The sequence below is a fragment of the Actinomadura alba genome, from assembly GCF_014323705.1.
Lineage (GTDB): Bacteria > Actinomycetota > Actinomycetes > Streptosporangiales > Streptosporangiaceae > Actinomadura_C > Actinomadura_C alba.
Genome location: NZ_JABVEC010000022.1, coordinates 75,789 through 95,381, shown reverse-complemented (window position 1 = coordinate 95,381; position 19,593 = coordinate 75,789). Strand labels below are relative to the sequence as shown.

Here is a 19,593-nt window from a genome sequence, read left to right as displayed (position 1 = left end):
CTTGGACCGGGCACTCCACTCCATGGAAATGAGGCTACGTGTGCCATGACCGCGATGTCCGCCTGATCGGCCTGGCCCGCGATCGTGGGGCGCCGGCGGAACTGCTGCTCAGGCTGCTGGCAATGGACTGCGAGGAGATCTGGTTCGCGCTGTGCGGGCGTGCCCAACTGCCGGACATGGTGACCGATGCGATCGTCGCCCACCCGATCAGAACGATCCGCTGGGCGTTCTCCAAGAATCTCAGAATAGGGCCGGAGAAGCGGTCTCGCCTGGCGGACGATCCTGATCCTCGGATTCGGGCGGCGCTGGTCGAGCACTGCGTTTACCGGTACCACGTCGCCACTCTGACCCCGCGCACGCCCTTGACCGTCGAGGCCTATGAGCGCCTCGCGGCCGATCCGGAGGTCGTGGTCCGTGAGGAGGTCGCCCTCCAGCACTACACCCCCGATCATGTTCGTGCCCTTCTCACGGCCGACCCGAGCCCGGCGGTGCGCGTCTGCCTCGCCGAGAGCTGGTGGCTGCTCACCGACGAGGTCAAGGACGCGCTCCTGAACGACCCCGACACGGCCGTACGGCGCGCGGCCGAGAAGGAGCGGGACGAGGAGCACAACGGAAAGGTCGTCTCGCTGAGACCCGGCTCCGAGATCTCCGCTCACGACGCGGAGCGCGCCGCCCTGCCTCGGCCTCTCGCGAAGCGCCTCGCACGGCACGCGGACAGCAGATTGCGTGCCGCGGTCGCGGCCAATCCGCGTCTGCCCGCGGACCTTATCGCGGAACTGGCCGTCGACCCCGACGCCGAGGTACGGCTGGCGGTGTCGGCACGACCCGGCCTGACCGAGGAACAACGAGCGGCCATCGATTACCGGCTCGACCCGGACAAGATGTTCCGCCCGCTGATCTGGGTGCGAGAACTGTGCGACGACCAGCGGGCCATGCGGGAATGCGCCGAGTCCGCGCATCCGTCGCTGCGGCGCAGCGCCGCGTGCTGCCCGCATCTGCCCCCTGATCTGGTCGAACGTCTCGCCGCCGACGAGGACTTCGTCGTCCGCCTATTTCTCGCCGAGAACCACCCCGAGCCGCCGGGCGCGCTCCTGCTCAGAACGGTTCTGGAATTCGAGGGCTACACGCAGGGGATGATGCTGGACAACCCCAACTTCCCGCGCGAGGGCCTGCGCCGCTTCGCGGACTCACCTCACCCGGACGAGCGGCGGCTCGTCCCGCTCGATCTCGGAACCCCGGCCGAGGAAATCGAACGCCTCAGCCATGACAACGATCGGCGGGTCCGGCAGGCCATGGCGCGGGATCCGCGTCTGTCCACAGGCAGGCTCCTCGAACTCCTCGCGGAGAAGGAGACCGCCGAAGCCGCCGCCGGGAACCCCGCCCTACCGATCACCGTGATGAAGCAGATCCTCAACGGTTTCGTCGAGGAGCCCGAGCCGTCTCCGGCGTAGGTCTCCGCCAAGCGCGCGTCACCGATCTTGCAGAGGTCTGCCGCTGTGCTCCTGCGCCGCCGGGTCCGGGGCCGCGGAGATGCCTCGATCGCGAGCGACGATTCCGCCATTCGACCGCGTAAGACACCCCGCCGGGAGGATCCTCGTGACCCTGACCGGACACCAGCACGCGCCAACGTGGCCCGACATCTCCACTCCCGACGCCCCTCGTGCCCGACGCTTCTACCCGAAGATGTTCGGCTGGCCAGTGGACGTACTGTGCGAGACCTACGGGCCGAGGAACTCGGCGGCAGCCGGACGCTGGAGCCGCAGAGCGTGCCCAGGATGGGGCGCATGGCGGTGTTACCGATCCCAACGGCGAACTCGACCTGTCCGGCGCTGGGCTTCAGCGTCCCTCCGCCACGTGGACCTACCTCGGACAACCCGTTCGGCAGCATGGACGAGAGAGCGATCAAAGGGTTGGCCTCGATGTTCCGCCGGAAGGGCGGCCGCTGAACGTCGTACGCCTCCGCGTGACGACGATCGGCGGATCCGTACATGCCATGGCGCGGGAACGGCCCCTTTCCGGCGGAAAGGCTCCTCAAACTCCTCGCAGGAGAAAACCACCGGAGCCGCCGCCGAGAACCCGCTCTACAGGTCATCGCATGGCCAGATCCTCGACGTTCCTTCGGTAGTCTGAAAATGATTTCCATTAACATTAGCCAATTAACTGCCGTCTAAACGCAATTCATCCTGATAAATCAGCATTGTCTGGTGCTCGTCACAGTGCGTTCATAGATCCCCTCCAAGGTGCTCTCCGGGGCCGGAAAAGATGCCGGCCGTTTGGGGAGAGCAAGACATGGGCCACGGCCACGATCATCACCACCACACTCACGAGCCCGCCGACCTGCCGCCGGTGCTCGACAGCTCGATTCCGGACGAGGAACTGCCCCCGGCGGAGGTCTCCCGGCGCAACGTGCTGCGCGGGGCCGGGCTGCTCGGCGCCGGTGCCGCCGCGGCAGGCGTCCTGGGCGCCCCGGCCGCGGCCGCCGCCGCGCAGAAGGCCGCCCGGTCGACGCGATCCGGCAAGGGGGACTACCTCTGGCTGGCCGGTGACCACCACATCCACACGCAGTACAGCTCGGACGGCATCTACCGGGTCATCGACCACGTCCGGCACGCGAACGCCTTCGGGCTCGACTGGATGGTCATCACCGACCACGGCAGCAAGGAGCACGCCAAGATCGGCGTGGACAAGGTCAACCCGGACATCGTCGCGGCCCGCAAGGCCACCGACGAGACCCTGGTCTTCCAGGGGCTGGAATGGAACATCCCGGCCGCCGAGCACGGCACGGTGTTCGTCCACCCGGGCAAGAACGAGGTGGCGGTGCTCAAGGAGTTCGAGAACTCCTTCGACGGCAGCGTCAAGGGCGCCACCGCCCCCACCGCCGCGAACGAGGCGCTCGCCATCGCCGGCGTGAACTTCCTCGCCCAGGCCGTGCAGAAGCGCCGGATCGAGGACGCGCTGTTCCTCGCCAACCACCCCGCGCGCAAGGGCCTCGACACGCCGCACGAGATCCGCGCCTGGCGCGACGCCCAGCCGAGCATCGCCGTCGGCATGGAGGGTGCACCTGGCCACCAGGCGGCCGGCATCCCGGCTCCGCACGGGCAAGGCTCGGCGCGTGGCTACTACGAGAACAGCGCCGGCCCGGACTCGTGGGCGGCGTACCCGCCGGAGAGCTACCGGACCTTCGGCGGCTTCGACTGGATGACGGCCACCGTCGGCGGCCTGTGGGACAGCCTGCTCGCCGAGGGCAAGGCCTGGTGGATCACCGCCAACTCCGACTCGCACTCGGTCTACGCCGACACTGCGGCACGGGGCCCGAACTCGAACTTCCCGGTCAACGGCCGTTACGAAGACCCGGTGTACAGCGGGGACCTCGCCCTCACCAACGGGGACTTCTGGCCGGGCTACTACAGCCGTACGCATGTCGGCGCGGCGTCCTTCTCGTACGCGGCGGTCATGGACGCGATCCGGGCCGGCCGGGTCTGGGTCGACCACGGCAACCTGGTCAAGTCCCTGAACGTACGGGTGCGCGAGTCCAACGGCAGCGCCCGTGGCGTCACGCTCGGCGACACGCTGCACGTGCGGCGCGGCGCCAAGGTTCAGCTCGTCGTCGAGATCGAGCTGCCCGGCGGGCCGAACTGGGCGCAGTTCGCCCCGTCCCTCGCCCGGGTCGACGTCATCCAGGGCGACGTCACCGGTAAGAGCGCCGACAAGGACGCCTTCGTCGCGCCGAAGACCAAGGTGGTCAAGTCGTTCGAGGTCGGCAAGAACACCGGCACGGTGCAGCTGACGTACAGCCTCGGCGAGATCGACCGGCCGGTCTACGTGCGGCTGCGCGGCACCGACGGCAACCGCGTCGGCCCGGGCCCGCGCGGCGCGGCGGTGGACCCCAACGGTCCGCTGATCGACGTCGTCGGCGACGCCGACCCGTGGAAGGACCTGTGGTTCTACACCAACCCCATCTGGGTGCTGCCGGGCCGATGAAGCCGGCCGTACTCGGAATCGACGCCGGGTCCCGCACGCTCAAGGAGGCCGATCACCTGCTGGTCGGCCTCCCCGGGCGGCTGGGGCTGCCCGAGGACGTCGTCGGATACACCCACCTGATCAGCGGGCGCCCGCACGTCGCCGTCTCGCTGTCGCTGCCGTACGAGGTGGTCCCGGCGGGTGGCGGCGCGGCGTCCGACCGGGCGGCCCGCGACCTGCTCGACCGGTTGCCGGACGACATCGGCGCCGCCCTGGGCGAACACGTCCGCGGGCCGGCCGACCAGGCCGAGGCCGCGTCGCTGGCCGCGGCGGAGCACGGCCGGTCCGGCCGCGCGGTCCTGTTCCCGGGTGCCCAGAGGCTCACGGGCACGCTGACGGCGGGCGAGGTCCTCGGCCGCTCGGCGATCGAGCGGATCGTCGTGCTGATGGGCGAGGAGCCGAGCGCCGACGTCCTGGTCGACACCCGCGACCACGTCCGGCCGGAATGGCGGGAGGGACGGCTCACGCTGCTCGCCCTGCCGGCCGGCAAGGGGGTCATCGCCCCCTACGAGGTGCCGAACCCCACACCCTGCTGCGCGGTGCACGCCTGACGGAATAGCCGACAGGGCCAGTAAAGTTTCGTGACTTCTTGCTGATTACCAATATGTGTACCGCTTGGTAACTTCACTGCCGTGATCACCATGGTTCGCAGGAGTTCCGGCCGCCTCCCCGCCCGTACAGCGGCCGCCGCGTCCATCGTGCTGATGAGCCTCACGGCAGCGACCGTGCCCATCGGCACCGCCCACGCCGCCACCTCGGACTGGTCGCTCGACCTGTCCGCCGTGGACGGTGACGACGTCAACGTGCGATACGACGGCCACGCGCTGCGGCTGCGTTCGACGGGGTCCGGTCCCGCGTCCCTCGACCGGGCCGAGGCCTCCGGCCAGTTCGTCCTGCCCCCGCGTGAGCTGCCCGAGCCGGTCGACCGCGTCACGGCGCGGGTCGACGAACAGGTGAGCGACGGCGCCACCGTCGAGGTGGACGTACGCGCCCATCTCGGCGGGGTGGCCTGGACCGAGTGGGCACCGGCCGGAACGGTGCTGCCCACGGCCTCGACCCGCGTTCAGGTGCGCGTGGTTCTCACGGCGGCGAAGGCGGCCTACGCCGCACCCGCGGTGTCGGCCGTGCACCTGGCCGCCGACCGGTCCGCGAAATCCGGCCGTGCCGGAGGATCCGTACAAGCCGCCGGCCTCACTTACCAGGTCTACGCGACCCGTGAGGGCCTGGTCGGCGGAACGACCGCGAACGGGCACGTGATCACCACCCGGGATCACTTCGTCGCGCTCCCCTCGCGCCGCGGCCTGTCCGCCAGGAACACCGGCGACTACTCCGTACGGGCCTGCTCCCCGGCCACCGGCCGCTGCGAATATGCGCCGGTGTGGGACGTCGGCCCCTGGAACACCAAGGACGACTACTGGAACCCGGCCGCCACCCGCGAGATGTGGAAGGACCTGCCGCAGGGCCGGCCCGAGGCGCAGGCCGCCTACCAGACCGGCTACAACGGCGGCCGGGACCAGTTCGGCCGTACGGTCGCCAACCCGGCCGGGATCGACCTCGCGGACGGCACCTTCTGGGACGGCCTCGGATTGACCGACAACGCGTGGGTGAACGTCACGTACCTGTGGACGGGCAGCGGCCCCAAAGGCGTGGTGCGCACCAGCGGCGGGCCGCTCAACCTGCGGGCCTCGGCCAGCACGGGCTCGGCCATCAGAGGGCTCGCCGCCAACTACGCCAACGTGATCATCGAGTGCACCGTCCGCGGCCAGACGGTCACGGGTACCTACGGCACGAGCGATCTCTGGAACCGCGTCGGCTCAGGTCACTTCATCCCCGACGTCTACCTCAACACCGGCTCCAACGACCCCGTCGCCCCGGCCTGCTGACCGATGGGCGGTGACACCTAGTGGCTCGTCTCGCATCGTTGGAGCCCGCGCCGAACCGAAGACCAGCTTCGCCCTAGACTCACCCATCCGTCAGTGGACGCAATACCCGGCCCAAGCGGCGTGACAAGCGGTTACGCGACGAGCAGCAGCACGCTGATCGCCAGCATCACCACGGCGGTGGTCCCGTGGATGCCGTAAACGGCGGCCTTGGGTCCGTTGCTGCGCAGCACGATCAGTGCGTCGCCGACGGGTATGCCGGTGGCGGCCAGCATGAACCAGCCCAACAAGTGGGGTGTCGCTCCAGCCAGCAGGATGAAGATGAAGAGCCCCGAGGCTATGTCGCGCACGGCCTTGACGGACAGCCAGGCCTGAAAGTTCCGGTCCTCGGTCGGTGTGTCGGGGATACCAAAGCCAACCGCGGCCTGCGGTGCCCAAAAGGCGCGCGCGCCGACGAAGATGATGCCTGCGCCGATCAGGCCGGCGAGCACGTTGGCGACGTTGGTGAGCATGGGTTGCTTCCCCTCTCGGTGGCAGCGCCCGCAGCGATTCCTAGCGGCGCTAATAGTGATAGCGACGATAGGCCTATCCTCGACAGGATGTCTAGCGTTGCTAGGATGTGGTCATGTCCGCCATCAACGAGCGCCGTGAACGTGAACGCGCCCACCGTCATCAGCTGATCATCACAACCGCGCGCGAACTCGCGGAGGCCGAAGGCTGGGAGGCGGTGACGACACGACGGCTGGCTGAACGCGTCGAGTACAGCCAGCCGGTGCTGTACAGCCACTTCAACGGCAAGGACGCCATCGTGAGCGCCGTCGCCATCGACGGCTTCAGCGAACTCGCCGCCCACCTGCGCCGCGCGCGGCAGGCCGCCCCAGAGCCGGGGCAGGCCCTGCGCGCCGTCTGCCGCGCCTATCTGGAGTTCGCGACCGAGCGGCCTGCCCTGTACCAGGCCATGTTCGTCTTGCCCACTGACTTGAAGTTCGCGAGCGCCGAGACACCACCCCCGCTACGGGCCGCTTTCGGCGAGTTCGTCAGCTGCTTCCGCCTGGACAACGAGCGACGCGAACTGTTCGCCGAAGTCACCTGGAGCGCATTGCACGGCATGGCTGTCCTGTCCGACAGCGGCCGCATCCCCCCGGACGGCCAGGAGGAACGGCTCGATTTCCTCGTCACTCAGATCGCCGACTCCCCAGCGGGCTGACCACGCAACAAGGGCAATTGAAAGGCCAAGGATCTGAGCCGAGCCACTAGAGCGCGAGGTTGTCGATGATCGCCGAGGTGACATCGGCAGTGGTGGCGGAACCACCCACGTCCGGAGTGAGCACACCGGCACCGGCCGTGGTCTCGATGGCCTTCCGCAGCCGGGCGGCGTGGTCGGCGAGCCCGAAGTGCTCCAGCATGAGCGCGGCGCTGCCGATGGCGCCGATCGGGTTCGCCAAGCCCCGCCCGGCGATGTCCGGAGCCGAGCCGTGCACCGGCTCGAACATGCTCGGGAAGCGGCGCTCCGGGTTCAGGTTGGCGCTCGTGGCGAGCCCCAGGCTTCCGGCCAGCGCACTGCCCAGATCGGACAGGATGTCGGCGTGGAGGTTGGAGGCGACGACGACCGACAGGTCCTCGGGGCGCAGCACGAACTTGGCCGACATCGCGTCGACCAGGACGCTCTCGGTCTCGACGTCCGGATAGTCCCGCGCGACCCGGGCGAAGACCTCGTCCCAGAGCACCATGCCGTACTGCTGGGCGTTGCTCTTCGTCACGCTGGAGACCTTCCGCCGGGTACGGCCGCGGGCGAGGTCGAAGGCGAAGCGAATGATCCGCTCCGAACCGACCTCGGTGAACAGGGCCGACTGCACGGCGACCTCGTTGCCCGGGCCGCGGGCCGAGAGGTTGCGGCCGCCGAGGCCGGCGTACTCCCCCTCGCTGTTCTCCCGGACCACCACCCAGTCGAGTTCGGTGTCGTCGGCCTTGCGCAGCGGGCTCACCACGCCGGGCAGGAAGTGCACCGGCCGGACGTTCGCCCACTGGTCGAAGCTCTGGCAGATCTTCAGGCGCAGGCCCCACAGGCTGATGTGATCGGGCACGGTGGGCCAGCCGACGGCGCCGAAGTAGATGGCGTCGAAGTCCTTCAGGGTCTCCAGCCCGTCTTCGTCCATCATGACGCCGGTCCGCTCGTAGTGACCGCAACCCCAGGGGAACTCGGTCCAGTCGAAGGCGAGCTCGCCGTGCGACGCCCCGGCGAGCGCGTCGAGGACGGCCCGGCCCGCGGCGACGACCTCGGTGCCCACCCCGTCGGCAGGGATGGCGGCGATCCGGAACGTGCGCTCCGACGTCATGTCACTCCTCGGCTGCAGTCGGTCGGGGATGCACCGAGTGAAGCGCGTGGCATGCGCGCCGGTCCAAGACCTGCTACCGATGCGATCGATAGGTTCTGCCTATGGCCCCGAGACGTGCATTTACCGAAATGTACGATTTTTCGGTCTCAGCGCCGGGTACCGCACGGGTACCGGCATTGTGATGCCGGCCCACCACTGGATGATCACCGAGCTGTACGGCGATGCGGCCGCAGACATCTTCATGGGGGTACGTCATGTACCAGACCAGAAAGCTGCTGACCGGGCTGGCCCTCACCATACTGACCGCGGGTGGCACCGCGCTGACCGCCGGCGGCGCCACCGCCGACACCACCCAGGCACACCAGGCGCGGGCCGCGACCGTGGCGACCGCCGAGGCAGGCGCTCTCGGCACCCGCGCGACCGAGACGGCGGCTGGCTGCCGCCGGTGCAAGTGGAAGAAGAAGTGCAACCGCAGAGGGCACTGCTGGAGGGAAAAGCACTGCTGGTGGGACCGGCACTGCGGGCGGCGGTGACCCCGCAGTGTGACCCGAGGCGTTGACCCGACCCGATGACGCACGAAACGGCCGGGCGGCGGACATTCTGAGATGTCCGCCGCCCGGCCGTCGATCGAGCACTTCGTGGGCGGGCCTATCGCGGGTCAGATCGTGGAATTGAGCGCCGCGTAGTAACCGCTCCGCTGGCCGAGGGCGGTCGGGTGGTAGGAGTGCTCGATCGGCCAGGTGACCGAGTTCAGCCATCCGTCCGCACTGCACAGTTCGTGACCGGAGAACTCGTCGCGCACGCCCGAGAGCGTGAAGCTCGCCCGGCTGCTAGCGCTCGCGATGACGCTATCCAGCAGATCCGCCGCGCCGTTCAGCGCGTTCCGCTTGGTGTTGCTGAGCCCGACGCACACGCTCACGATCTTGTAGAGCCGCGGATAATCGAGGACCACGACGCGCGCGTTCGGCGCCTTGGACCTGATCGCCCCGTAAACCGAGTCGAGCCGGCCCGGCAACTGGTTCGTCATGAAGTTCTTGGCGTTGTTGACCGCATTGATGCACGTGGAGTCAGAGCTGAGCACGCACGTTTCCATCACGCTCGCGAATCCGGCGTCGTTGCCGCCGACCGTCACGGTGACGAGCGTCGTACCCGAGTTCAGGGGGCCGAGCTGGCCGTTCATGACCGACGTTGTCGTCGCTCCCGAGCACGCCGCGAATTGGAATGAGGTAGGCGAGTTGGCGATGGCCCACAATTTCGGATACGCATTATTACTGCGCTTGCAGTTGCCACTCGCCGAGTCGTAGCTTCCGGCTCCGAGTCCGGATGCGTACGAATCACCGAGCGCCACATAGTTGACGGCCGCGGATGCGGATTGTGCCGCAGCAGTCATGCCGGCAGTGATGGCCACCGTACAGGCGGCGGTTAGCGCGAGGGGGCGGGGAACGCGCATCAGCTCTCCAAAGGGGGGAATTGGAGTGTACGGATTTACTTATACACCGGAATTCCGTACTGGGGAGTAGCTGAATTATTCGGCTATTTTGGCATTGTTTGCCGTTGACCTGTTTGCATTGTCGTGCGAGTTCCACAACGGTCGTGCGGGCCACCCCTAGCGCACGACGAGAACTCCATAGGGAGTGATTCGGCAAACCTCTATTTCCGACTCAGGACGTCCGGAGGTCAGCGTTCCGCGAGCCGGCCACGTAGGCCGGCAGCCCGGCCTGGGCGCACACCATCGGCTCGTCGTCGACCACGACCACCCGGGTCGGATCACCGTTCACGTCACGGGCTCCGCTCCGGCCCACCGAGTGACGGCTCCCGGGGCGGCACCGTCGACGAGGTGATCGCGATAATGCCCCCAGCGACGGTCCGCCCCGTGACGGTCCACCCCCGACGGGAGAAAACGATGTTCATCGACATGCCCCTCGACCAACTGCGCGGCTACCTCCCGCCGAGGCACGAGCCCGCCGACTTCGACGCGTTCTGGAACCGCACGCTCGAGGAGGCCCGCAAGCACGATCTCGACGCCGTCTTCACCGAGGTCGACACCGGCCTGTCGCTCGTACGCACCTACGACGTGACCTTCGCGGGCTTCGGCGGCCATCCCGTCAAGGGCTGGCTGATCGTGCCCGCCTCGGCCACCGGTCCGCTCCCCTGCGTGGTGCAGTACATCGGCTACAACGGCGGCCGCGGCACGCCGCACGACTGGCTGCTGTGGCCGGCGGCCGGGTGGGCGGTGTTCGTCATGGACTCGCGCGGCCAGGGCGGCAGCCGGATGCCGGGCGACACCGCGGACCCCGTGGGCGGCACCGGGCCGATGGTGCCCGGCCGGCTGACGCTCGGCGTGCTCGACCCCGGGGACTACTACTACCGGCGGCTCTACACCGACGGCGTACGCGCGGTCGAGGCTGCCCGCTCCCATCCGCTCGTGGACGCCGCCGAGATCGTGGTGGCCGGCGGCAGTCAGGGCGGCGGCACCGCGATGGCGGTGAGCGCGCTGGTGCCGGGCCTGCGGCACGCCTTCATCGACGTCCCGTTCATGACCCATATCCGGCGGGCCTGCGAGATCACCGACGCCGATCCGTACGCCGAGCTCAGCCGGTTCCTGCAGACGCAGCGGCACCTGGTGGACCAGGTCTTCGCGACCCTCGACCACTTCGACGGGGTGAACTTCGCCGCCAGGAACACCACACCCGCGCTGTTCTCGGTGGGCCTGCGCGACGCGATCACTCCGCCGTCGACGGTGTTCGCCGCCTACAACCACTACGCCGGAGAGAAGGACATCAAGGTCTGGCCGTTCAACGAGCACGAGGGCGGTGCCTCGGCCCAGGCCGCCGCCCAGCTCGCCATCGCCCGCACGCTGCGGCGGGCCGCCGATTAGTACCCGGTGGGATCGGCCGGCGGATCCGGCCGGCCGATCCCGCCGATGCGACCGCTGTGCGCACGCGAGAACGCCAAAGCGCGTCTGCGCGGAGCATGAGAAGAAACCGAGCACGAGAAGAACGCGCGCGGAGCCCGAGGAGAAACGAAGCACGACAAGAAGCAGTTGCACGACGAAAGCAGCGAGACGGTGGTGCTGACCGTCGAGGAGGCCGACGGCCTGGCCGAGCTCCTCGCCGCGTCCCGGATGCACGACGAGAACCTGAGCGCGAGGGGAACGTCTCAGTGACGAGGAGCGCGCACGTCCCCGTCCAGCGCCGGCCGGCCGCCTATCCGGGACACCGCCCGCGCTCCCGCGCGGCACCCGGCGGCGACCGCGTCGCGGTCCGCCGCGCCGCGTAGTCGCGCGGCGAGGAACCCGCCGGCGAACGCGTCGCCCGCACCGGTCGAGTCCAGCACCGGGGCGGGTACGGCGGGCACCGGGTCGGGATCGCCCGCGCCTCCCGCCACGAGGGCTCCGTCGGCGCCCAGCTTGACGACCGCCAGACCGTAGCGCCCGCCGAGGTACGCCGCGGCGGCCACCTCGTCCGCGACGCCCGCCAGGAGCAGCGCCTCGTCCCGGTTGGGCAGCAGCACGTCGGCCTCCGCGGTGGCCGCCACGAAGCGGTGTACGCCGAACTCGGCCAGGAACCCGGTCGAGGCCGGGTCGACGCTGATGGTGATGCCCCGCCCATGTGCCCGCGCCATCACGAGCCGGGCCAACTCGGCGCCGGAACGGGTGAACAGCGTGTACCCGGACACGTGCACGTGCGCGACCCCGTCCAGCAGGTCATCGTCCCAGTCGTCCGGCCCGAGGAAGCCGCCGGCGCCGCGGTCGGTGAGCATCGTCCGCTCACCGGTCGGATCGACCATGACGACGATCGTGGCCGTCGGCCGCTCGGCGTCCGGGCGCAGGACCGGCCGTACGCCGGCGTCGGCCAGGTGCGCGTGGTGCCAGGCCGCCGAGTCCACGCCGACCCGAGCCAGCATCCGGACGTCCGCGCCGAGTGAGGCCGCCCAGGCGGCGGTGTTGGCTCCGGACCCGCCCGGCCGTACCTCGATATCGGCCGGCACGTCGGTCTCGACCCCCGCCCGAGCGTCGTGCAGCACCAGCACGTCGGTGACGACGTCGCCGACGACGAGCAGCCCGCGCCCGTTCAGCCGGTCGTCCAGGACACCGCGATCTCGGCCGCGAGCCGTACGTTGCCGCGTACGGCGGCGAGATTGGCCTCCAGCGAGGCGCCACCGGTCTGCCGCATCAGCTGGTCGAGCAGGAAGGGCGTGATGGCCTGGCCCGTGACGCCCTCGCGCTCGGCCGCCTCGAGGGCCCCGGCGAGGACGCGGTCGTGCAGGGCCGGGTCGAGCTGCTCGTTCTCGGGCACCGGGTTGGCGACGATCAGCGCGGTCTCCGGGCCGCCGAGGACGTCCTGCGCGCGCATGACGGCCGCAACCTGCCCCGGCGAGTCGAGGGTCCAGTCCACCGGCTCACCGGAGCTGTGCAGGTAGAAGCCGGGGAAGACGGCTGTGCGGTATCCGGCGACGCCGACGTTGAGGGTCTCCAGCCGCTGGAGCGTCGCGGGCACGTCGAGGATCGACTTGACGCCGGCGCAGACCACCGTGATCCGGGTGCGGCTGAGTACGTTGAGGTCGGCGGACTCGTCCTGGCTGAACCGCCATCCTCGGTGCACGCCGCCGAGACCGCCGGTGGCGAACACGCGGATACCGGCCCGCGCCGCCAGCGACGCGGTGGCCGACACCGTCGTCGCGCCGCTCGCGCCGGTGCCGAGCGCGACGGCCAGGTCACGGTTGCCGAACTTGCGCAGGTCCTCGTCGAAGGCGACCCGGTCGAGGGCCTTCTCGTCCAGCCCGACGTGCGCCACCCCGTCGAGCACCGCGATCGTCGCGGGAACCGCTCCGCCGTCGCGCACGAGCCGTTCCAGCTCGCCCGCCACCTCGAGGTTGCGCGGCCGGGGCAGCCCGTGCGCGATGATCGTGGACTCGAGGGCCACTACCGGCAGGCCCCGCTCCAGAGCGTCGCGGACCTCGGTGGACAGCCGCACATCGTGTATCGCCGACATGGGCCCGACCGTAGGGCACGAGGTGGCGAGATGTCGAAACCGGACATCGAGAGCCACCCCGCCCGGCATCGGCGGACCCGCCACAGGCAGAGTGACTTCTCAGCCGAGTCGCGACGCACCAAGTTGATCAAGGATCAGGGTCGCTCTGAGTGCCACGTTCCTTGATCGTCACCGCCACGGTCGAACAGCCGATCCATCTGGCACCCGGTTCTATGACGATCAAGCATTGAGGTCGCTATGAGTACCCCGATGCTTGATCGTCTCCTTTTGTTACCAGGGGTAGAGGCCGCGGACGCGGGCGTTGAGGCGGGTGAGCCCGAGCAGCGCATCGACCATCGGCGTCGGCTCGCCGACGGCCTGGGCGATCTCGCGCACGCTGGTCACCAGTGCGTCGAGCTCCAGGGACTTGCCCGCCTCGGCGTCCTGGAGCATCGAGGTCCGCATCGCGCCGAGCCGCCGGGTCACGGCGTTGCGCTCCGCCGGGCTCTGCTCGATCGGGCAGCCGATCCTGGCCCCAATCCGGGCCGCCTCGGCCATGACGGCCTGGCAGAAGCCGTTCACCAGCGGGTCATCGAGGATCAGGTCCGACGTGGCCCCGGTGAGCACGGACACCGGGTTCATGGTCATGTTGCCCCAGAGCTTGTACCAGATGTCGGAGCGGATGGAGCTCGACACGGTCGGCTCGAGACCCGCCGAGGCCAGCAGGTCGGCGATCGCGGACACCCGGCCGGTCACGGTGCCGTCCGGCTCCCCCAGGATGAAGCCCCGGCCGGCTCCGTGCTGCACCACGCCGGGCTCGGGCACACTGCACGACGTGTGTACGACGCAGCCGACGACGCGCCCCCGGTCGACCGCGGCGGCCATGGCGCCGCCGGCGTCGGCCGAGGCGAGCCGGAGCCCCTCGCACGGCCCGCCGAATCCGTCGAAGAACCACCAGGGCACGCCGTTCATGGCGGCGACGACGACCGTCTCGGGGCCCAGCAGCGGCGCGATGCGGGTGGCGATCTCCGCCAGCGCCGGGGCCTTCACTGCGATCACGACCACGTCCTGCGGGCCGAGCTCGGCGGGGTCGTCACTGGCCTGGACCGGCGCGGTGATCAGCCCCTCGGCGGTGCGCAGCCGCCAGCCGTGTTCGCGCAGCGCGCCGAGGGTCGCGTTCCGCGCGACCGCGCTCGTGACGCATCCCGCCGCCGCCAGGCTGGCCCCGAGGTAACCACCGATCGCACCGGCCCCGACCACACAGACGCGCGCGATGTCCGCCACCGGATCCCCTTCCCAGAACAACCGCCGCCGTGCCTTTCGCAGCGCCATTGTGCCCGACCCGGCGGGCCCGCTTCGCACCCGCCTTCGGCACCGGCGGATTCACCGGCGCCATTGCCGCGGACCGCCCTTGGTGATCAGACTGGCTCGTCATCCGACTCGACCCCGAAGGACGCCGGTGAACACCACGACCATCGCGCTATCGCTGATCCTTGGCCTCCTGTTCATCGCGACGGGCGGGATCAAGGTCTTGAACTTGGCGCAGGCATCGAACGTCCGCGACCGCCTCGGCCTGTCACCGAGCCTGTGGCGGGTGATCGGCGTCCTCGAGGCCGCGGGCGGCGTCGGCCTGCTGGTCGGCCTCGCAGTGCCGGTGCTCGGCGTGGCCGCGGCCCTCGGCCTGGCCCTGCTGATGATCGGTGCGATCATCAGCCGGCTGAAGGTCCGGGACCCGGCGACGACGGTCGCCCTCGACGTCGTGTTCCTCGTGCTCGTGTTCACGCTCGCGGCCCTGCAGGCGTCGGCCTGATCCACGCGAGCTCGTCGCCCAAGACCTCACCAAACGGTACGGCGGCGTCACCGCGCTGGACTCCGCCGGCATCATCCTCGGGCGCGGCGAAGTGCACGCCCTGGTCGGCGAGAACGGCCGTGGTGGTCCTCGACGACCCCACACGTGGCGTCGACGTCGGTGCGCGCGCCGAGATGCACCGTCTTGTCCGGGGTCTTGCGGAGGTTCGAAAGATAGTTATTGTCTCTTCAACTGATCTGACCGAACTGGTCGCGCTCTGCGACCGGGTCGCCGTCTTCCAGCACGGCCGGATCGTGGCCACGCTCTCGGGCGACGGGCTGTCCGAGCAGGAACTGAGCCTGGCCATGAACCCGGGGTTCGCGGCCCCGGAAACCGGAGGATGAGATGTCACTGCTGGATCCGAAGGTCTGGACCGGATCGATCTTCAGTGGCGGCTGGACGAGTTCCTCCGGCGGGGACGCCGCCGTCGTCGAGCCCGCGACCGGGTCGGAGCTCGGCCGTACCGGCATAGCGGACGAACGGGACGTCGCGCGGGCGGCCGAGCAGGCCGCCGCCGCCCAGCGGGCCTGGGCCGAGACCTCGTTCGAGGAGCGGGCGGCCGTGCTGCGCCGCGCCGCCGCCCTGTTCGAGGAGGCGGCTGAGGAGATCCAGTGGTGGATCGTCCGGGAGGCCGGATCGATCCCCGGCAAGGCGGCGTTCGAGACCCACGTCGCGGCCCAGGAATGCTACGAGGCCGCCGCCCTGCCCTCGCGGCCGCCGGGCGAGATCCTGCCGACCGCCAAGAAGCGACTCAGCCTGGCCCGCCGGCTCCCCGTCGGCGTGGTCGGCGTCATCGCCCCCTTCAACGTCCCGCTGATCCTCGCCATCCGCTCAGTGGCGCCCGCCCTGGCGCTCGGCAACGCCGTGCTGCTCAAGCCCGACCCCCGTACGGCGGTGAGCGGCGGCGTGGTGCTCGCCCGGGTCTTCGAGGAGGCCGGCCTGCCCGACGGCCTGCTCCACGTGCTGCCGGGCGGGGCCGACACGGGACGGGCGCTGGTCGCGGAGCCCCGGGTCCGCGTGATCTCCTTTACCGGTTCCACGGCGGCCGGCCGGCAGGTCGGCGAGCTCGCCGCCCGCCATCTCAAGCGCGCGCATCTGGAACTCGGCGGCAACTCCGCGCTCATCGTCCTCGACGATGCCGACCTCGACCTGGCCGTCAGCGCGGGAACCTGGGGCTCGTACTTCCACCAGGGACAGATCTGCATGACCACCGGCCGGCACCTCGTGCACGAGTCCCTGGCCGAGGAGTACATCGAGCGCCTCGTCGCCAAGGCCGACGGGCTGCCGGTCGGCGACCCGGCGACCGAGCAGGTCGCGCTGGGCCCGATCATCGACGCCGGGCAGCGCGACAAGATCCACTCACTCGTCACGGGCAGCGTGGACGCGGGCGCGCGCCTGGCCGCCGGCGGCACGTACGAGGACCTGTTCTACCGGCCGACCGTGCTCGCCGACCTCACCCCGCAGAGCCCGGCGTACGCGCAGGAGGTCTTCGGGCCGGTCGCCCCGGTGATGAGCTTCGCCACCGCCGAGGAGGCGGTGTCGCTGGCCGCCGACACCGAGTACGGCCTGTCGCTGGGCATCCTCACCCGCGACGTGATGAAGGGCCTCGCCCTCGCCGAGCGCATCCCGACCGGCATCGTGCACATCAACGACCAGACCGTCGACGACGAGGCCGTAGCCCCCTTCGGCGGCGTAGGCGCCTCCGGCACCGGCTCCCGCTTCGGCGGGGCCGCCGCCAACGTCGAGGCCTTCACCGAAACCCAGTGGGTCACCGTCCAAGGCGACATCGCCGGCTACCCCATGTGAACACTCGGCGTTCACCGAGCGCCTCGTCACCTCGGGCCGCGGCATCGACATAGTGATCAATAACGCCGGGATCATGGCCTGCCCCGAGACACGCGTCGGACCCGAGTGGGAGCGTCTACTGCGAGGACTGCGACATCGCCGAACCCACCGGGAGCACCGAAACCGAAGTCGGCGTACGCGACCACGCGACCGACCCCGAACAGGCCATGCGTCTGTGGGCCCTCTCGCACGAACTCACCGGCCTGAACGCATTCGCGACGACCTAGCTCGTGGGGGTGACGGCGCCTCGGTCCGCGATGGTCCAGAGGTGGACGGGCGGGCCGGAATCGACGTCCCGACCGGCTGCGGCGAGGCGGTGATCGTCGACGAAGACGACGGAGCTCATGGACTCCTGCGCTCCGCGCAGGCGGTGAAGGTGTCGGCCGGTGCCGACCTCCCACACGTGGACATCGCCGTTGCCGGCCGAGGCCAGCAGCGTCCCATCGGGAGAGAAGTCCAGGTTCCTGGGTCCGTTGAGCTTCGACGGCTCGGCGGTCGGCGCCTCGAACGTCGGCCCGGCGACGAATTCGTCGTCTCGCCGGTGCCATAGCCGGATCTGCCCTGACGTCTCCTCCCCGGTCGCCAGGACCTGACCGTCGGAGGACCATGCCAGGCAATGGTGTGTCCGTGGTGCGGCGCGGAACAGCTCCTGCCGCAGCGACCCGTCGGAGGCGTCCAGCAGCGCGACCCCCTTGTCCGCACCGTCGCAGGCCATCGCCAGCAGTGTCCCGTCCGGGGTGAAGCGCAGCACGGAGGCCGAGCGGTCCAGCCGCCAGAGCTCGTCTCCGGTGGCGACGGCACATGCCTGGACGAACCCGTTGCAGGCGGCGGCCACAGTCGCGCCATCGGGCGAGACCGCGATGGTCCACGGGCGCGCAACGCCCAGGTCGTGCCGTACGCCACTGGGCAGTTCGACGCGCAGCAGCCGCTTGTGGTCGGTCACCAGCAGCGTCCGGCCGTCCGCTGAGATCGCGGCGTCCCAGTAATTCTCGTAGTGCGCGGCGGCCAGGACCTCACGATCGCCGTCCAGATCCCAGGCGAACAGCTCGCCGTCCGAGCCGCAGGCCACGAGCAACCCCGTACGGTCCGCGTACGCCAGCGCGGTGATCTGGTACGCGCCCTTCGAGCCGAGGGTGGCGAACTCACCGACCGGCTCAGGTACGTCCAGGTCACGCGCCAAGCGCGCGACGGCGGCGGGCGGGTTGAGCCGCTGCGCGTTCGCCAACTGGCTCCGGTCGCTCTGGTCGCCCTGAAGCACGGTGACGATCACCCGGTCACGTTCCGCGCCGACACCGAAGAACCCCTCCTCGTCCAACCGAGCCAGCGCGCGGAAGCACGCCTCGATGCGGGCGTCCACCTCGACATCGAGACCGTCGTCATCGCGCTGCCAAGGGTCGCCTCGGCTCGCGAGCACCTCGAGGACTCCGGCGAAATACTCCTCCCCGAGCATGTGGTACGGCGAATCCACTGGATTCCATCGCAGGTCATCCGCCTGCTCGGCCACCGTGCGCCCGAACTCATCGGCGTACCTGCGAGCCACCTGCAGCAACCCCTGCTCGGAACTGCAGGTCGGCAAAATGTAAGCGGCAAACGCATCGGTATACAGCGCGTAGCAGTAGAACGACTCATCGGAGTGCAGTTCCCGCGCCTCGGCGAAGGCGGCACGCGCGGCGGCGACCAGACGAGTCTCCAGATCGTCAATGGACATGCCGCGATCCTGTCAGACGATCAAGCCAGGGCCTGACCCAATGCTCGCAACGCCACCTGCCCTCTACGCATCCTCAACGCTCCGCCCGCGGGAGTCCAGCGGGCGGCGCAGTCCTCTGTTCGAGTTCGCCCAACCGGCGTCCGCTCGCCTTGACCATCTGGATGCGAACTATCGGCGGTCCCGAGGTCGTGGGCTCGCTGCGCTGGAGGGGATGTGTGGTGGCGTACTAGCAGCCCAGGAGGCACGGCTGTTCCAAGATCATGATGTGAGGGCGGGTGTCGGGTCTGTTTGGGAACGTGTGCGGGCCCGGAGGAACCAATGCGCGGCGACCAATGGGATGACGCCGACGGGGTACCAGGCAACATCAATGAGGTCGAACTGGGCGCCGAGCAGCTGGCGCGCGAGCCAGCTGCGTTGGGAGAGTGCCGCGGGTATGGGGGTGAGCTGTGCAAACTCGATGAACCAGCAGTATGCGATCGCGGCGCTGCCAGCGGGCAGTGGGGAGATCAGCGGCCATATGAAGATCACTATCGTGTAGACGATGGCCGCGGACAAGGCGGCGCCTGAGTACTGTTCGATGGGCCCGTCCATCGTGGCGCGGATTGCGAAGGCCGCGCCTGTAAAGCCGGCTGCCGATACCACCATCAGCAGCCGAGTCCAGCGCACTGCGAGCGACATCGCGCAATCATAAGTGACAGCGCAGCTAAGGTGGCAGCTGGTCTGCTGAGCTTGGACGGGCCGCAGCTGCACCGCTTCCAATGCCGGGACAGCGACCCGATGGGTCTCTCACTCGGCGCGAACGTCGCCAAGCAGCGCGTCCAGGCCGGCTGCTCGACGAGATCCTGACGTTCATCGCCCTGGTCCTCGTCGAACACCGCGCTGTCGTCGCGCCAGGCGTGAGATGCCTCCACCGAGAGTGTCCGTCCAAGCCCTGTCTGCCCAGGAGGGGCAGAGCGTACGAGCGCCTCCCCCGTGCCCATTC

19 protein-coding genes are annotated in these 19,593 nt (G+C 69.6%); 11 read left to right on the top strand and 8 right to left on the bottom strand.

The features are described from left to right. Positions 1-38 precede the first annotated feature (38 nt). From HKK74_RS26075 to HKK74_RS26060, 4 genes are all read left to right on the top strand, one after another. Complete coding sequence (locus HKK74_RS26075; protein ID WP_187245980.1) at positions 39-1,451, top strand: LRV domain-containing protein; 1,413 nt, start codon at positions 39-41, stop codon at positions 1,449-1,451. A gap of 838 nt (positions 1,452-2,289) precedes the next feature. After that, positions 2,290-3,981 (top strand): PHP domain-containing protein, encoded by a 1,692-nt coding sequence (locus HKK74_RS26070; RefSeq protein WP_187245979.1) that lies wholly within the window; start codon positions 2,290-2,292, stop codon positions 3,979-3,981. After that, a complete protein-coding gene (locus HKK74_RS26065; protein WP_187245978.1) occupies positions 3,978-4,571 on the top strand; it encodes a hypothetical protein in 594 nt (197 codons plus the stop codon). The genes HKK74_RS26070 and HKK74_RS26065 overlap by 4 nt, the downstream gene beginning before the upstream one ends. Positions 4,572-4,661: 90 nt before the next feature. Beyond that, positions 4,662-5,903 carry a DUF8814 domain-containing protein gene (locus HKK74_RS26060; RefSeq protein WP_187246031.1) on the top strand — a complete coding sequence of 414 codons (1,242 nt, stop codon included), beginning with the start codon at positions 4,662-4,664 and terminating at the stop codon, positions 5,901-5,903. A gap of 131 nt (positions 5,904-6,034) precedes the next feature. Here HKK74_RS26060 and HKK74_RS26055 read toward each other — a convergent pair whose 3' ends face one another. Continuing rightward, positions 6,035-6,412 carry a DUF4267 domain-containing protein gene (locus HKK74_RS26055; RefSeq protein WP_187245977.1) on the bottom strand — a complete coding sequence of 126 codons (378 nt, stop codon included), beginning with the start codon at positions 6,410-6,412 and terminating at the stop codon, positions 6,035-6,037. Positions 6,413-6,525: 113 nt separating this feature from the next. Between HKK74_RS26055 and HKK74_RS26050 the strand changes: the two genes are divergently transcribed. Next, positions 6,526-7,107, top strand: coding sequence for a TetR/AcrR family transcriptional regulator (locus HKK74_RS26050; RefSeq protein WP_187245976.1), 582 nt, complete (start codon positions 6,526-6,528; stop codon positions 7,105-7,107). Between the two features lie 46 nt (positions 7,108-7,153). Here the strand turns inward: HKK74_RS26050 and HKK74_RS26045 are convergent, their stop codons facing one another. Further along, positions 7,154-8,236, bottom strand: a complete 1,083-nt coding sequence (locus tag HKK74_RS26045) for a tartrate dehydrogenase (protein ID WP_187245975.1) — start codon at positions 8,234-8,236, stop codon at positions 7,154-7,156. A 254-nt stretch (positions 8,237-8,490) separates the two neighbouring features. On the opposite strand from HKK74_RS26045, the gene HKK74_RS26040 reads away from it, so the two are divergent. After that, complete coding sequence (locus tag HKK74_RS26040) at positions 8,491-8,769, top strand: hypothetical protein (RefSeq protein ID WP_187245974.1); 279 nt, start codon at positions 8,491-8,493, stop codon at positions 8,767-8,769. Positions 8,770-8,894: 125 nt separating this feature from the next. On the opposite strand, the gene HKK74_RS26035 is transcribed toward HKK74_RS26040, so the two are convergent. Continuing rightward, the gene (locus HKK74_RS26035) at positions 8,895-9,686 is read right to left on the bottom strand and encodes an SGNH/GDSL hydrolase family protein (RefSeq protein WP_187245973.1); all 792 of its coding nucleotides are present in this window, start codon (positions 9,684-9,686) and stop codon (positions 8,895-8,897) included. 453 nt (positions 9,687-10,139) lie between these two features. On the opposite strand from HKK74_RS26035, the gene HKK74_RS26030 reads away from it, so the two are divergent. Together HKK74_RS26030 and HKK74_RS41040 are read left to right on the top strand one after the other, a co-directional pair. Beyond that, the gene (locus HKK74_RS26030) at positions 10,140-11,114 is read left to right on the top strand and encodes an acetylxylan esterase (RefSeq protein WP_187245972.1); all 975 of its coding nucleotides are present in this window, start codon (positions 10,140-10,142) and stop codon (positions 11,112-11,114) included. Between the two features lie 165 nt (positions 11,115-11,279). Further along, the gene (locus HKK74_RS41040; protein ID WP_281398020.1) at positions 11,280-11,402 is read left to right on the top strand and encodes a hypothetical protein; all 123 of its coding nucleotides are present in this window, start codon (positions 11,280-11,282) and stop codon (positions 11,400-11,402) included. Here HKK74_RS41040 and HKK74_RS26025 read toward each other — a convergent pair. The 3 genes from HKK74_RS26025 to HKK74_RS26015 form a co-directional block, all read right to left on the bottom strand. Next, a complete protein-coding gene (locus HKK74_RS26025) occupies positions 11,396-12,298 on the bottom strand; it encodes a carbohydrate kinase family protein (protein WP_281398025.1) in 903 nt (300 codons plus the stop codon). The genes HKK74_RS41040 and HKK74_RS26025 overlap by 7 nt on opposite strands. A gap of 11 nt (positions 12,299-12,309) precedes the next feature. Next, entirely contained in the window at positions 12,310-13,230 is a 921-nt protein-coding gene (locus HKK74_RS26020; RefSeq protein ID WP_187245971.1) for a pseudouridine-5'-phosphate glycosidase, read from the bottom strand. Between the two features lie 270 nt (positions 13,231-13,500). After that, the gene (locus HKK74_RS26015) at positions 13,501-14,493 is read right to left on the bottom strand and encodes a 2-dehydropantoate 2-reductase (RefSeq protein WP_222722739.1); all 993 of its coding nucleotides are present in this window, start codon (positions 14,491-14,493) and stop codon (positions 13,501-13,503) included. 175 nt (positions 14,494-14,668) lie between these two features. Here HKK74_RS26015 and HKK74_RS26010 point away from each other — a divergent pair, with 175 nt between their 5' ends. The 3 genes from HKK74_RS26010 (at position 14,669) to HKK74_RS26000 (ending at position 16,864) form a co-directional block, all read left to right on the top strand. Beyond that, positions 14,669-15,019 carry a DoxX family protein gene (locus tag HKK74_RS26010; RefSeq protein WP_222722738.1) on the top strand — a complete coding sequence of 117 codons (351 nt, stop codon included), beginning with the start codon at positions 14,669-14,671 and terminating at the stop codon, positions 15,017-15,019. 122 nt (positions 15,020-15,141) lie between these two features. Beyond that, positions 15,142-15,402 (top strand): hypothetical protein, encoded by a 261-nt coding sequence (locus tag HKK74_RS26005; RefSeq protein ID WP_187245968.1) that lies wholly within the window; start codon positions 15,142-15,144, stop codon positions 15,400-15,402. 1 nt (position 15,403) lies between these two features. Continuing rightward, a complete protein-coding gene (locus tag HKK74_RS26000; RefSeq protein ID WP_187245967.1) occupies positions 15,404-16,864 on the top strand; it encodes a benzaldehyde dehydrogenase in 1,461 nt (486 codons plus the stop codon). A 262-nt stretch (positions 16,865-17,126) separates the two neighbouring features. Here the strand turns inward: HKK74_RS26000 and HKK74_RS25995 are convergent, their stop codons facing one another. Then, entirely contained in the window at positions 17,127-18,611 is a 1,485-nt protein-coding gene (locus HKK74_RS25995; protein WP_187245966.1) for a DUF4303 domain-containing protein, read from the bottom strand. 258 nt (positions 18,612-18,869) lie between these two features. Beyond that, on the bottom strand, positions 18,870-19,289 hold the full coding sequence (locus HKK74_RS25990; RefSeq protein ID WP_187245965.1) for a ribosomal maturation YjgA family protein: 420 nt from the start codon (positions 19,287-19,289) through the stop codon (positions 18,870-18,872). Between the last annotated feature and the right edge of the window lie 304 nt (positions 19,290-19,593).

What these genes read in the sequence shown, in the direction of transcription:
- HKK74_RS26050 (WP_187245976.1), top strand. Translation starts at nt 6,526, where the DNA reads ATGTCCGCCATCAACGAGCGCCGTGAACGTGAACGCGCCCACCGTCAT.
- HKK74_RS26020 (WP_187245971.1), bottom strand. Translation starts at nt 13,230, where the DNA reads ATGTCGGCGATACACGATGTGCGGCTGTCCACCGAGGTCCGCGACGCT.
- HKK74_RS25990 (WP_187245965.1), bottom strand. Translation starts at nt 19,289, where the DNA reads ATGTCGCTCGCAGTGCGCTGGACTCGGCTGCTGATGGTGGTATCGGCA.
- HKK74_RS26035 (WP_187245973.1), bottom strand. Translation starts at nt 9,686, where the DNA reads ATGCGCGTTCCCCGCCCCCTCGCGCTAACCGCCGCCTGTACGGTGGCC.
- HKK74_RS26045 (WP_187245975.1), bottom strand. Translation starts at nt 8,236, where the DNA reads ATGACGTCGGAGCGCACGTTCCGGATCGCCGCCATCCCTGCCGACGGG.
- HKK74_RS25995 (WP_187245966.1), bottom strand. Translation starts at nt 18,611, where the DNA reads ATGTCCATTGACGATCTGGAGACTCGTCTGGTCGCCGCCGCGCGTGCC.
- HKK74_RS26070 (WP_187245979.1), top strand. Translation starts at nt 2,290, where the DNA reads ATGGGCCACGGCCACGATCATCACCACCACACTCACGAGCCCGCCGAC.
- HKK74_RS26040 (WP_187245974.1), top strand. Translation starts at nt 8,491, where the DNA reads ATGTACCAGACCAGAAAGCTGCTGACCGGGCTGGCCCTCACCATACTG.
- HKK74_RS26065 (WP_187245978.1), top strand. Translation starts at nt 3,978, where the DNA reads ATGAAGCCGGCCGTACTCGGAATCGACGCCGGGTCCCGCACGCTCAAG.
- HKK74_RS26060 (WP_187246031.1), top strand. Translation starts at nt 4,662, where the DNA reads ATGGTTCGCAGGAGTTCCGGCCGCCTCCCCGCCCGTACAGCGGCCGCC.
- HKK74_RS26000 (WP_187245967.1), top strand. Translation starts at nt 15,404, where the DNA reads ATGTCACTGCTGGATCCGAAGGTCTGGACCGGATCGATCTTCAGTGGC.
- HKK74_RS26055 (WP_187245977.1), bottom strand. Translation starts at nt 6,412, where the DNA reads ATGCTCACCAACGTCGCCAACGTGCTCGCCGGCCTGATCGGCGCAGGC.
- HKK74_RS26030 (WP_187245972.1), top strand. Translation starts at nt 10,140, where the DNA reads ATGTTCATCGACATGCCCCTCGACCAACTGCGCGGCTACCTCCCGCCG.